The sequence below is a fragment of the Enterobacter hormaechei subsp. xiangfangensis genome (genome assembly GCF_001729785.1).
Lineage (GTDB): Bacteria > Pseudomonadota > Gammaproteobacteria > Enterobacterales > Enterobacteriaceae > Enterobacter > Enterobacter hormaechei_C.
In genome coordinates this window covers 745059-758608 of record NZ_CP017183.1, presented here as the reverse complement: position 1 = coordinate 758608, position 13550 = coordinate 745059, and the positions used below count along the sequence as shown (strand labels likewise).

Annotated in this window: 12 protein-coding genes; 1 reads left to right on the top strand and 11 read right to left on the bottom strand. The window is 53.4% G+C overall.

Features of this window, described 5'->3' with window-relative positions; genetic code table 11:
- Position 1 precedes the first annotated feature (1 nt).
- The 11 genes from mraY to leuO all read right to left on the bottom strand — a co-directional run bounded on the left by mraY (position 2) and on the right by leuO (position 12767).
- The gene (mraY, locus tag BFV63_RS03625) at positions 2-1084 is read right to left on the bottom strand and encodes a phospho-N-acetylmuramoyl-pentapeptide-transferase (protein WP_003856353.1); all 1083 of its coding nucleotides are present in this window, start codon (positions 1082-1084) and stop codon (positions 2-4) included.
- Complete coding sequence (gene murF / locus BFV63_RS03620; RefSeq protein ID WP_045330949.1) at positions 1078-2436, bottom strand: UDP-N-acetylmuramoyl-tripeptide--D-alanyl-D-alanine ligase; 1359 nt, start codon at positions 2434-2436, stop codon at positions 1078-1080. The genes mraY and murF overlap by 7 nt, the downstream gene beginning before the upstream one ends.
- Positions 2433-3920: a UDP-N-acetylmuramoyl-L-alanyl-D-glutamate--2,6-diaminopimelate ligase gene (gene murE, locus BFV63_RS03615; protein WP_003856358.1), complete on the bottom strand. Its 1488-nt coding sequence runs from the start codon at positions 3918-3920 to the stop codon at positions 2433-2435. The genes murF and murE overlap by 4 nt, the downstream gene beginning before the upstream one ends.
- A complete protein-coding gene (gene ftsI, locus BFV63_RS03610; protein ID WP_069597453.1) occupies positions 3907-5673 on the bottom strand; it encodes a peptidoglycan glycosyltransferase FtsI in 1767 nt (588 codons plus the stop codon). The genes murE and ftsI overlap by 14 nt, the downstream gene beginning before the upstream one ends.
- A 15-nt stretch (positions 5674-5688) precedes the next feature.
- Positions 5689-6054, bottom strand: coding sequence for a cell division protein FtsL (ftsL, locus tag BFV63_RS03605; protein WP_003856363.1), 366 nt, complete (start codon positions 6052-6054; stop codon positions 5689-5691).
- Complete coding sequence (rsmH, locus tag BFV63_RS03600; protein WP_003856366.1) at positions 6051-6992, bottom strand: 16S rRNA (cytosine(1402)-N(4))-methyltransferase RsmH; 942 nt, start codon at positions 6990-6992, stop codon at positions 6051-6053. Before rsmH ends, ftsL begins: the two co-directional genes overlap by 4 nt.
- Positions 6993-6994: 2 nt before the next feature.
- On the bottom strand, positions 6995-7453 hold the full coding sequence (mraZ, locus tag BFV63_RS03595) for a division/cell wall cluster transcriptional repressor MraZ (protein WP_003856368.1): 459 nt from the start codon (positions 7451-7453) through the stop codon (positions 6995-6997).
- A 591-nt stretch (positions 7454-8044) separates the two neighbouring features.
- On the bottom strand, positions 8045-9049 hold the full coding sequence (gene cra / locus BFV63_RS03590) for a catabolite repressor/activator (protein WP_003856369.1): 1005 nt from the start codon (positions 9047-9049) through the stop codon (positions 8045-8047).
- Between the two features lie 179 nt (positions 9050-9228).
- Positions 9229-9720, bottom strand: a complete 492-nt coding sequence (gene ilvN, locus BFV63_RS03585) for an acetolactate synthase small subunit (RefSeq protein ID WP_003856371.1) — start codon at positions 9718-9720, stop codon at positions 9229-9231.
- A gap of 1 nt (position 9721) precedes the next feature.
- On the bottom strand, positions 9722-11446 hold the full coding sequence (gene ilvI, locus BFV63_RS03580) for an acetolactate synthase 3 large subunit (protein ID WP_003856373.1): 1725 nt from the start codon (positions 11444-11446) through the stop codon (positions 9722-9724).
- A gap of 376 nt (positions 11447-11822) precedes the next feature.
- Positions 11823-12767 (bottom strand): transcriptional regulator LeuO, encoded by a 945-nt coding sequence (leuO, locus tag BFV63_RS03575; RefSeq protein ID WP_023324151.1) that lies wholly within the window; start codon positions 12765-12767, stop codon positions 11823-11825.
- 628 nt (positions 12768-13395) lie between these two features.
- On the opposite strand from leuO, the gene leuL reads away from it, so the two are divergent.
- Positions 13396-13482 (top strand): leu operon leader peptide, encoded by an 87-nt coding sequence (leuL, locus tag BFV63_RS23530; RefSeq protein ID WP_057979999.1) that lies wholly within the window; start codon positions 13396-13398, stop codon positions 13480-13482.
- Positions 13483-13550: the final 68 nt, after the last annotated feature.

Genomic DNA, 13550 nt, shown 5'->3' with positions numbered 1-13550 from the left:
ATTAACGTACCTTCAGCGTTGCCAGGCCAATCAGCACCAGCATCAGCGAAATAATCCAGAAGCGCACAATGACGCGCGGCTCCGGCCAGCCTTTCAGTTCATAGTGGTGGTGAATCGGTGCCATACGGAAGATGCGCTGACCGCGCAGCTTGAAGGAACCGACCTGCAAAATCACCGACAGCGTCTCAACCACAAACACACCGCCCATGATTACCAGCAGGAACTCCTGACGCAGCAGCACGGCGATAATACCCAGTGCGCCGCCCAGCGCCAGTGAACCGACGTCGCCCATAAAGACCTGCGCCGGATAGGTGTTGAACCACAGGAAGCCCAGCCCCGCCCCGACAATCGCCGTACAGACGATAACCAGTTCCCCCGCGTGTCGCAGGTACGGAATGTGCAGGTAATTTGCAAAGTTCATGTTACCGGTCGCCCAGGCTACCAGCGCGAAACCGCCCGCGACAAACACGGTTGGCATGATGGCCAGGCCATCCAGACCATCGGTCAGGTTGACGGCGTTGCCGGTACCGACGATCACAAAGTAAGCCAGCAAAATGTAGAACAGCCCCAGCTGCGGCATCACGTCTTTGAAGAACGGCACCACCAGCTCGGTAGCCGGGGTGTCTTTTCCTGCCAGGTAAAGGGCAAAGGCCACGCCCAGCGCAATCACCGACATCCAGAAATACTTCCAGCGGGCGATCAAACCTTTGGTGTCTTTGCGTACGACTTTGCGGTAGTCATCAACAAAACCGATGATCCCGTAGCCAACCAGAACGGTCAGCACGCACCAGACGTAGGGGTTAGACGGATACGCCCACAGCAGCACGGACACCACAATCGCGGTCAGGATCATGATCCCGCCCATGGTCGGCGTACCCCGCTTGCTGAAGTGCGATTCCGGACCGTCGTTGCGCACAACCTGGCCGAAAGAGAGTTTTTGCAGACGGGCAATCATGCGCGGGCCCATCCACAGCGAGATGAACAGCGCAGTCAGCAGGCTGACGATGGCACGAAACGTCAGATAGGAAAAGACGTTAAAGCCTGAGTAATATTTGACCAAATGTTCGGCCAGCCAAACTAACATGTCCCGTTCTCCTGTAATGCGTGCACAACCTCTTCCATGGCGGCACTACGTGAACCTTTAACTAAAACAGTCACAATCTGTTTTTCTGTAATCAATGCCTTCAGGCGTTCGATCAGTGCAGATTTATCGGCAAAATGTTCGCCAACTTCACTGGCATCGGAAATGGCCTTGCTCAGCGGGCCTGCGCTCAATACGCGGTCAAGCCCGGCGGCTTTCGCCGCTTCACCCACCTGAATATGGCAGGCTTCGCTTTCATCACCCAGCTCGGCCATATCGCCCACAACCATCACGCGATAGCCCGGCATTTCAGACAAGACCTGCACGGCCGCCGTCATTGAGCCAACGTTAGCGTTGTAGGAGTCATCCAGCAGGAGCTTGTTTTCAGCCAGCTGGATCGGGAACAGACGCCCCGGCACGGCTTTTAAATTTGCCAGACCTGCTTTAATCGCCGCGTGTGAGGCACCTACCGCCATTGAGAGCGCTGCCGCAGCAAGCGCATTGGCGATGTTATGACGACCCGGCAGGGGCAGCAGCACGTCGATGTCGCCCGTTGGGGTTGTGAGGGTGAACTCGGTACCGTGTGACGTCACATGAATGTTGGTCGCCGAAAAATCACTGTTTGCCGCATTCGGTGAGAAGCGCCAGGTTTTACGTGAACCAATGATGCTCTGCCAGTTCAGCCAGTCGTTGTTATCGGCATTCATAATGGCGATGCCGTCATCCGGCAGGCCGGTATAAATTTCACCTTTCGCTTTCGCCACACCGGCCAGAGAACCAAAACCTTCAAGATGTGCCGCCGCCAGGTTATTCACCAGCGCCGCTTCCGGACGGGTCAGGCTCACGGTCCAGGCGATTTCGCCCTGATGGTTAGCCCCTAACTCAATCACCGCATATTCATGCTCGTGGGTCAGGCGCAGCAGCGTCATCGGCACACCGATGTCATTATTAAGGTTGCCCGCCGTATAAAGCGTGTTACCGCACTGGCTAAGGATCGCCGCCGTCATCTCTTTAACGGAGGTTTTGCCCGACGAGCCCGTCAGTGCCACGACGCGTGTTGGCACCTGCTGGCGAACCCATGCCGCCAGCTCGCCAAACGCCAGGCGCGTATCTTTCACCACAATCTGCGGCAAATCGATATCGAGCTTACGACTGACCAGCAGCGCGCCCGCGCCGTTATCTTTAGCCTGTTGCGCAAAATCGTGGGCGTCAAAACGTTCACCCTTCAGCGCCACAAACAGGCAGCCCGCCGTCACCTTACGGGTGTCGGTGGTTACAGCCTCGATGGTCAGATCCTGACCATGCAGCATCCCCTGCAATACCGCAGCGGCCTGGCTTAACGTAATGCTAATCATGCCACCACTCCCAGCAGACGCGCTGCCGTCACGCGGTCGGAGTAATCCAGACGACGATTGCCGACAATCTGATAATCTTCATGACCTTTACCGGCCAGCAGAACCACATCGTTCTCCTGCGCCTGCATAATGGCGTTAGTCACGGCCTCCGCACGGCCTTCGACCACGCGCGCACGTCCCGCATCCAGCATGCCCGCCAGAATGTCGTTGATAATGGCCCGCGGCTCTTCGGTACGCGGGTTGTCATCGGTTACCACGGGAATATCCGCGAACTGCTCAGCGATGGCGCCCATCAGCGGACGTTTGCCCTTGTCGCGATCGCCACCGCAGCCAAACACGCACCAGAGCTTGCCAGCGCAGTGCAGACGCGCCGCTTCCAGCGCTTTTTCCAGCGCATCCGGCGTGTGGGCGTAATCCACAACCACCGTCGGCTTGCCCGGCGCGCTAAACACTTCCATGCGGCCACAGACCGGTTGCAAACGCTCAGCCGTTTTCAGCAGATCCGCCATCGGGTAACCCAGCGCCAGCAGCGTCGCCAGCGCCAGCAGCAGGTTACTGACGTTAAAAGCCCCCATCAGGCGGCTTTCAATTTCACCTTCGCCCCAGATGGAAGCGAAGCGGATCGTCGCCCCACTATCGTGGTAGTTCACCTCGACCGCCTTCAGCCAGCGGCCGCGGCAGTTCGGATTAATGCGATCTTCCATCGACACCGCCACCGCATCTGGCAGTTTTTCCAGCCAGCGGCGACCGACTTCGTCGTCGGCGTTAATGATCGCCTGCCCGTGGTGGTGAGTGGAATAAAGCAGCCATTTCGCCGCTTCGTAGTGCTCCATATCACCATGATAATCAAGGTGATCGCGGCTCAGGTTAGTAAAGACAGAGGCAGCAAATTTCAGGGCCGCCACGCGATGTTGTACCAGACCATGGGAAGAGACTTCCATCGCAGCGAAGGTCGCCCCCTGCTCAGCGAGGCCCGCCAGCACACGCTGCACGTCAACCGCCGAGCCTGTAGTGTTTTCCGTCGGGCTTACTTTGCCCAGAAGACCGTTCCCCACCGTGCCCATGACGGCACCGGTTTCGCCCAGCAGCTGCGCCCACTGCGCCATCAGCTGAGTGGTGGTGGTTTTTCCGTTGGTTCCTGTCACGCCAACCAGCTGTAACTGGTCGGAAGGTTCGTTGTAAAAACGTCCTGCCAGCGCGGAGAGACGCTCATTCAGCTGGCTGAGATAGATGACCGGCACGCCGTGCATTTCACGGATCTCACCGTCTGTTGCCTCATCTTTGGCCTCAGCAATAATGGCAGCAACACCTTGCGCAATCGCCTGCGGGATATAACGACGCCCGTCCGCCTGATGACCCACCACTGCCACAAAAAGATCGCCAGAAGCCGCTACGCGGCTGTCCAGTACCATCTCTCGCAGTGCTCGCGCAGGTAGCATAGGCACCCACGGAGCAAGAAGGTCGCGCAAATTACGATCTGCCACCTGTTCCCTCGCCTTGATTAATTACAAATTCACTTTTTTCGCCCGTCGCCAGCGCATCCGGTTCAATGTTCATGGTGCGCAACACGCCGCCCATAATAGCCCCGAACACAGGCGCGGAGACGGCGCCGCCGTAGTATTTACCCGCCTGCGGATCGTTGATGACGACCACCAGTGCAAAACGCGGATTGCTTGCAGGCGCTACGCCTGCGGTATAGGCAATGTATTTGTTGATATAGCGGCCGTCCGGCCCCACTTTTTTCGCTGTACCGGTTTTAATGGCGATACGATAGCCCTTAATTGCGGCCTTCACGCCGCCACCGCCAGGTAACGCGACGCTTTCCATCATATGCACGACGGTACGAACGATAGATTCCGGGAAAACACGTTCCCCCGGAACCGGTGGATCAACTTTGGTGATCGACAGCGGACGATAAATGCCATAGCTGCCAATCGTTGCGTAGACTCGCGCTAACTGTAAGGGAGTTACCATTAGCCCGTAGCCGAAAGAGAAGGTGGCCCTCTCTATGTCAGACCACCGTTGTTTTTGAGGATATAAGCCACTGCGTTCTCCGACCAACCCCAAATTGGTCGCCTTTCCCAGCCCAAAACGTGAGTAAGTATCTACTAACGCTGAGGACGGCATCGCTAACGCCAGTTTTGACACACCGACGTTACTCGACTTCTGTAAGACCCCGGTCAGGGTCAGTTCGCTGTAACGTGCCACGTCTTTGATTTCGTGACCGTTAATTCGATAAGGGATCGTATTCAGAACGGTATTTTCGTTGACGATGCCTCGCTGTAGAGCCGTCATCACCACCATGGGTTTTACGGTCGAACCGGGTTCAAACACATCGGTGATGGAGCGGTTACGCATTGCATCTTTTGCTGTACCGGAAAAACTATTCGGGTTGTATGAGGGGCTACTGGCCATCGCCAGCACTTCACCTGTCGCCACATCCACCAGCACGGCGCTGCCCGATTCCGCCTTGTTAAACGCGACGGCGTTGTTCAGCTCACGATAGACCAGCGCCTGCAAGCGTTCATCAATACTCAGGGCCAGGTTGTGCGCGGCCTGGCTGTCTGTCGAGGAAATGTCTTCAATGACGCGACCATAGCGGTCTTTACGCACGATTCGCTCGCCAGGCTGGCCGGTAAGCCACTTGTCGAAGCTTTTTTCAACGCCCTCAATCCCCTGGCTATCCACGTTGGTAAAGCCAATCAGGTGCGCGGTGACTTCGCCGGAAGGATAGTAACGGCGGGATTCTTCCCGCAGATGAATGCCCGGCAGCTTCAGTTTCTTAATGTAGTCAGCCATGTCAGGGTTCACCTGACGAGCAAGATAGATGAAGCGCCCTTTCGGGTTGGCGTTAACGCGTGACGCCAGCTGATCCAGCGGCATTTTCAACGCGTCTGAGAGCGCCTTCCAGCGGTTATCAAGGGTGATCCCGCCTGCGTCGTGCAGCTCTTTCGGATCGGCCCAGATCGCCTTCACCGGCACGCTCACCGCCAGCGGGCGGCCGGAGCGGTCGGTGATCATCCCACGAGAGGTAGAAACTTCCTGCACGCGCAGAGAACGCATATCACCCTGGCGCACCAGCATGTCAGGCGCGATGATTTGTAGCCACGCCACGCGTCCCAGCAGGAAACCCAGCGCCAGTAAAATGCAGCCGCAAAGCAACGCAAAACGCCAACTGACAAAGTTGGCCTGTTCTTCCTGGCGTTTTGGTTTTAGCGTTTTTGCCGCTGCTTTCATGCGTCGCGTTTTCCCTTATTTTTGTACTACGATATTTTCCTGCGAAGGATCAACATGCTGTAATTGCAGTTTTTCCGTTGCGATCCGTTCAACCCGGCTGTGATCGCCGAGCGCGTTTTCTTCAAGGATCAGATTTCGCCATTCAATATCCAGCGCATCGCGTTCCAGTACCATCTGTTCGCGCTGCGCAGTTAATAAACGGGTATGGTGAGCGGTGGTGACCACCATGACTGCCGTCACAATGATGCAAATGAACAAGCAGAGTGGCAGCTTCCCAAACCGCAAAAGATCGTCGCCGATCACGCCAGGCAAGGCATGGCGCTCGTTGCTTCCTAACGATCCCTTAACTTTGCTTAGGGTCTCTGTCACTCTGCTGATCATGCGTTCGTCCTCTCTGCAATACGCAGCACTGAACTACGGGCACGTGGATTCTCTGCCACCTCTTCTTCGCCCGGCATCAACTTGCCTAATGCTCGCAACTGACGGCCGCCCAGCTTTCTGAGTTGTTCTTCCGTCATCGGCAGCCCCGCCGGAACCTGAGGACCGCGGCTCTGTTCACGCATGAAGCGTTTTACGATGCGATCTTCCAGCGAATGGAAACTGATGATGGATAACCGCCCACCCGGGGCCAGCACGTCGAGCGAGCTTTTTAGCGCCAGCTCTATTTCCTCCAGTTCACTGTTTACCCAGATACGAACCGCCTGGAAGGTACGGGTCGCAGGATGTTTGTGCTTGTCCTTCACCGGCGTTGCCGCCGCGATGACTTCTGCCAGTTCTTTGGTACGGGTCATTGGCTCAACGCGGTTGCGCTCCACGATGGCGCGGGCAATACGTTTGCCAAAGCGTTCTTCGCCGAAGGTTTTGATTACCCAGGCAATATCCGCTTCGTCAGCAGTTTGTAACCATTCAGCGGCAGATTGGCCGCGAGTAGGGTCCATACGCATATCCAGCGGTCCATCACGCATAAAGGAAAAACCGCGTTCTGCATCATCAAGCTGTGGTGAAGAGACGCCAAGATCGAGGAGAATCCCGTCGATCTTGCCGGTCAGGCCGCGCTCAGCGACATAATCCGCAAGCGCAGAGAAAGGTCCATGCACGATGGAAAAGCGAGGATCATCGATGGTTTGCGCAACGGCAATCGCCTGCGGATCGCGGTCAATTGCCAGCAGGCGTCCTTCCGCTCCAAGCTGAGAGAGGATCAAACGCGAGTGACCACCGCGACCAAAAGTGCCATCAATATAGATGCCGTCTGGACGAATATTCAGGCCGTTAACGGCCTCATCCAGCAGCACCGTTGTATGTTTATAATTTTCCATCATATTTATAGAGACAAGTCCCGCAGCCGTTCCGATAATGTTTCGGAATCAGACTGCTCAGCGTCGATATCTTCCTTGACCTGTTGATACCAGGTCGTTTCGTCCCACAGTTCAAACTTGTTGAACTGTCCGACCAGCATCACTTCTTTAGTCAGACCGGCATGTTGCCGCAACACAGGCGCAATCAATAATCGCCCGGCGCTATCCATCTGACATTCACTGGCATGTCCCAATAACAGCCGCTGTACGCGGCGTTCCTGCGGGTTCATGCTCGACAGTCGCGACAGCTTTTGCTCAATGATTTCCCATTCAGGCAAAGGGTAAAGCAGCAGGCATGGGGAGTTGATGTCAATGGTGCAAACCAGTTGACCCGAAGCGTTCTCAATCAGCTGGTCGCGGTATCGGGTTGGTACCGATAAACGCCCTTTGCTGTCGAGATTGACTAACGTTGCTCCACGGAACATGCCAGTCTCACCCCTCCTCACCACTTTAACCCACAAATTCCCACCTGAAGGAGTTTACGGAGCGAGGGAAAAGCTTGTCAAGCCAGGACTCTCTCTATACCGGCGCGAAAGCACCGTATTTACAGAGCAAGCGTGACCTGGCTAATTACTACACAACTGGCGAGGCAAAATTAACGTTATGAATATTTGTAAGAAAAAAACAGAATATGCACACGAGCGTTAAGACTCACTCAATATCATCGCAGGGAAATATAAAGTGTCAGTTTGCGACGCGGGCAGCATTTTAAGGCATATCGCCGGGGGATAACAGCGCCAGATTAACCTCAAAGCCAGATGGATTCGTTCGTGTGCGTTGAGGTCTGAAGGGGGGAGTAAAAAATGGCTGAATATTCATCGGCTGGCACCTGTTTGTAACAAAACAATACAAAGAAATGCCCGTTAGAAATTATAATTGCACTTTTTAACGTCAAAATGGATTCAGAATAATAGCAGGCTATGAATCTTAGAGATAAATCCTAATTTTTATCCGGGAATTATTTCCCGCAATAAATGCGCTTCAAAAGGGGCAGTTTTACCGCCCCTGTGGAAATATTAATGGCGGCTCAAAATTCCGCGCCGATAGAGATTACGTTTGATACGCGTAAGCCCGGGTTTCGGTTTGCGGGGTTCATCCAGGCTTGCCAGAACAATCTCAAGCACGCGCTCGGCGACGTCGCGGTGACGCTGGGCCACGGCCAGCACCGGACATTGCAGGAAGTCGAGCAGTTCGTTATCGCCGAAGGTCGCAATCGCCAGATCGGATGGCAGTTTGCCATCGCGACGTAACGTCACATCCATCACCCCCTGCAACAGGGCAAACGAGGTGGTAAACAACGCCTGCGGCATCGGGTGCGTTTCCAGCCATTTCTCGAACAGCTGGGCAGCCGCTTCACGCTCATAGCTGTTGGCATACAGATAATGAACGTCACGCGGATCGTCTTTCCATGCCGTACGGAACCCTTGTTCACGCAGGAAGCTTACGGAAAGTTCAGGCAAAGCGCCAAGATACAGCACCGTTTCAGCCGGGAAGGTACGCAGTTCGGCAGCCAGCATTTCTGCATCGTCCTGATCGGCACCTACGACACTGGTGAAATGTTCACGATCCAGCGCACGATCCAGCGCCACAATCGGGAACGGATCGTTTGCCCAGCGCTGATAGAAAGGATGCTCTGGTGGTAAAGAGGTCGACACGATGATGGCGTCAACCTGACGTTGCAGCAGATGCTCAATGCAGCGCATCTCGTTGTCAGGCTGATCCTCGGAGCAGGCAATCAACAGCTGATAGCCCCGCTGACGAGCCTGACGTTCCAGATAGTTGGCGATGCGGGTATAGCTGGTATTTTCCAGGTCCGGGATAACCAGGCCAATCGAGCGGGTGCGCCCGGCACGTAAACCTGCGGCGACAGCATTCGGATGGTAATTATGCTCACGAACGACTGCCATCACTTTCTCAACGGTCTTATCGCTGACACGATACTGCTTTGCTTTACCGTTAATCACATAGCTGGCCGTGGTTCTCGACACGCCGGCGAGCCGGGCGATTTCATCCAGTTTCACAATTGCCCCTCAAAAAAAGAAAAAAGTCCATGGCCCTGTCAAGGTTATGGTTAAATATTTTAACATCTAAACGCAGAATAGCTTTCACGGCAACCGCTTTTGTCCGCGTTGTCGGTGGATTACGCAAAAAAAAGCCCGGCTTTGGCTACCGGGCTGAAAGAGGCGAACCTTTTGCGCAACTAACGCATGATTTTATCGCCGCGCGAGAGGCCAACAACGCCAGAGCGCGCAACTTCAACAATTTTTGCTACATCCCTGACGGAGGCCAGGAACGCATCCAGCTTATCGCTCGTTCCGGCAAGCTGCACAGTATATATAGAAGGCGTGACGTCGATGATCTGCCCACGGAAGATATCCGTGTTGCGCTTGACCTCTTCACGACCGTAACCGCTGGCCTGAATTTTCACCAGCATCACTTCACGTTCGACGTAAGCCCCCTGCCCCAGCTCGCTGACGCGCAACACGTCCACCAGTTTGTGCAACTGTTTTTCGATCTGCTCAAGCACTTTCGCATCGCCGACAGTCTGGATCGTCATGCGGGAGAGCGTCGGGTCATCGGTCGGCGCAACGGTCAGGCTTTCAATGTTATAGCCGCGCTGCGCAAAAAGCCCAATGACGCGTGACAGTGCGCCCGACTCATTTTCCAGTAATACAGATAATATCCGGCGCATATCAGGTTCTCTCCGTTTTGCTTAACCACATTTCATCCATACCGCCGCCACGGATATGCATCGGATAAACATGCTCTGTGCCGTCGACGATGACGTCCATGAAGACGAGGCGATTGTTTTTAACGTGCTCAAGCGCTTCGCCGAGCTTCGCTTCCAGCTCTGACGGATCGGTTACCCGCATGCCAATATGACCATAGGCTTCAGCCAGGCGGACAAAGTCCGGAAGTGACTTCATATAAGACTGAGAGTGACGGCCAGAATAAATCATATCCTGCCACTGCTTTACCATACCGAGGTAACCGTTATTCAGGTTCAGCACCAGCACTGGCAACTCATATTGCAGCGCAGTAGAAAGCTCCTGAATATTCATCTGTATGCTGCCATCACCCGTCACGCAGATCACCGTTTCGTTTGGCAACGCCAGCTTCACCCCCAGCGCGGCGGGCAGACCAAAGCCCATCGTGCCGAGCCCGCCAGAGTTGATCCAGCGACGCGGTTTATCAAACGGGTAATACAGCGCAGCGAACATCTGATGTTGGCCCACGTCAGATGTGACATACGCATCGCCATTGGTCAGACGCCAGATCGTCTCGATCACCGCCTGCGGCTTGATGTTCTCACTTTGTGTGTCGTACTTAAGGCACTGACGGCCACGCCACTGTTCGATTTGCTGCCACCAGTCGCGGATCTCGTCCAGCGGTTGAGACGCGGTCTCCTGCGCCAGCAGATCCAACATTTGATCCAGCACCTGTCGTGCGTCCCCCACGATCGGCACATCCGCCGGCACCGTTTTAGAGATTGAAGTCGGATCGATATCAATGTGCAGCACCGTCGCATGCGGACAGTATTTCGCCAGATTATTGGTGGTGCGATCGTCAAAACGCACGCCGACGGCAAAAATCACATCAGAATGGTGCATCGTCATATTGGCTTCATAGGTGCCGTGCATACCCAGCATGCCCAGCGCCTGACGGTGGGTAGCCGGGAATGCCCCCAGCCCCATCAGCGATGACGCGACAGGAAGATTCAGCTTCTCAATCAGTTCGCGTAGTTGCGTTTCACAGGCTGCATTGACGGCGCCGCCCCCCACATAGACTACGGGCTTTTTCGCAGCCAGCAGCGTTTGCAGCGCACGCTTAATCTGGCCTTTGTGCCCCTGCGTCGTCGGATTATATGAACGCATGCTCACCGACTCAGGCCACAGGTAAGGCAGTTTATTCGCGGGATTGAGAATATCTTTTGGCAGATCGACAACCACTGGCCCAGGACGACCGCTGGCGGCCAGCCAGAAGGCTTTTTTCAGTACGCCCGGGATGTCTTCCGTTTGCTTAACCAGAAAGCTGTGCTTCACCACGGGGCGTGAGATCCCCACCATGTCGCATTCCTGAAACGCATCATAGCCAATCAGTGACGTCGCCACCTGTCCGGAGAGAATGACCAGGGGAATGGAGTCCATATACGCAGTCGCAATGCCGGTAATGGCATTGGTCGCCCCCGGTCCGGAAGTGACGAGCACAACACCCACCTCGCCCGTGGCGCGGGCCAGGCCGTCTGCCATATGCACAGCAGCCTGTTCATGACGAACCAGAACATGATCAATACCGCCTACCGTGTGCAGCGCGTCATAAATATCAAGAACCGCACCTCCAGGATAGCCGAACACTTGCTTCACGCCCTGATCGATAAGCGATCGGACGACCATTTCCGCGCCAGACAACATCTCCATGCTTTGCCTCCAGGCTTTTGTTATAGACGGTCAACAGAATTCATTTCCGCGCCGTCTTCTGACAGGGTAAACCCATCTTATAATGTGCAGAGTGATGGATACCTTAACCGCTCGTTATGAGCCAGGCAATTAGCAAACGGAATGCGGGAATGGGCAATAAAAGCAGAAAAAACAGCTGTCAGACACGAATATGGTGAATTCATCTGCTATGAGGGGAGACGCTAATAATTCATCTCTTAAAAAGAGGATGGATCAGGAAATCATCTATTTTTAAGCCTCCCTGAGTGTCTGAAAAAATGCGCACAGAACAAAATATTGCTTGCATAAAAAACCACAGAATAAACCGCATGGCACCATGCGGTTTATTCATCCTGTCTTATCGACGACAAATATTGACCAGCAGCTCTTCCATCCATTGATGCCCTTTATCCCGCCCCGCCGCTTCATGCCAGGAAAGATAACAGGTACGGCTATTCAGCTTGAGCGGCAGAGGTAAAATTTGCAGGCTCAGCGAATCGGAGAACTCTTCAGCAAGCCAGCGCGGTGCAATAGCGACTAGCTGCGTCTGAGAAACGACATTCAATACGCTGACCATCGCCATTCCCTGATAGGCCACGCTGGCTTGTTTATCGGCAGTGTCATACCACGGCAGACTAAATGAGGCATATCTGTCCAGAGCAACCACGGCATGCTGCTCGCTGTAAACATCGCTTTCACGCAGCGGAGAATTCATACGGGGATGTTTTTTGCTGGCGACTAACACCATTTCATCTTTAAACAACGGAACACAGGCAAACTCTGGACGGCGAAACTCTTCATAGCCCAGAACGAACTCCGTTTCCTGATAACGAAGCTGGTGCTCAGTATTTTGATTTAATGATGATTTAAAAACGAGATGAATATTAGGAGCAATCTGTTCAACTTTATTATATATAACAGACGTCAAATAATTGTCTAACGGACTGCAAACACAGAGATGGAAAACCCGTTCACTGCTTAAGGGTTCAAAACCCGAGCCGGGAAGCTCATTTTGTACCAGCTGTAGCGCCTGACGAATCGAACCGAATAGCTGGAATGCACGCGCCGTGGGCTGGATACCTCTTCCATAGCGGACGAATAACTCGTCGTTAAACATCACCTTAAGTCTGGCTACGGCATTACTCACGGCAGGTTGAGACATTCCCAGAGATTGCGCTGCTCGCGTAATATTCTGCTCCTGCATAACTGCATCAAATACAGTTAACAGATTGAGATCCACTGTGCGCAACTGAGGCTTAACCCCATCATAAGTCTGTGGTTGGTTAATATTATTTTCTGGCATTTCTGACTCCACCGTCACGCTAAATTCCCTTTGCCAAGGTACAGTAATAACTTCGAAAAATATGATTTACCATGCATATACAACAAGCGAAAGGAAATTATTTAAAATTCGGAATATATAAAGAGACCCCATTCCACGAGCGACTTTACGCATCCCATAAATGAAGAGCTAAAGATCGTTCAAAAGATATCTCAAACTTTAATGTGGGCATGAAACCATAAATCAGACAAATGCACAATCAACGCACTCATTAATAATGACTTAAGTGTTATTAAACTATTAATGGCATACATCGCATTTTCATTAACAAAATGATATCAATTTTGATAACTTACTCACCCGCAAATCATTCATGTAATTTATAAATCAATGATATGAAACAGATTCCATTTCACAGCACATTGGTAAAAATAGTATGTTCAATTGCTACCAATTATATTCAAATTATTCCAGAGATGAATCGCCAGTCCAATAATAGACAATAAAATCGGTTAGACATGCAAAAACCAGCACAATTAGCTAATGTGTTTATCCTGTACTGAGTGGCCGTTTTGCCTGAGAGGGGTTGACATGAGTTGGCGTATCCAGTACCACTAAAAGCATATCGCATTCACCTGGAGCACGATTCATGATTCGCACCCTTCGTTTCACCGGTCTACTACTACTAAACGCATCCACTGTGCGCGGTAGACTGGCGGGCGAAATTCAGCGTTGAATCGTCTTCAGTAAAACTAAAAACCCGCGCCACTGCGCGGGTTTTTTTATGCTCGTAGCAAGGCGCCC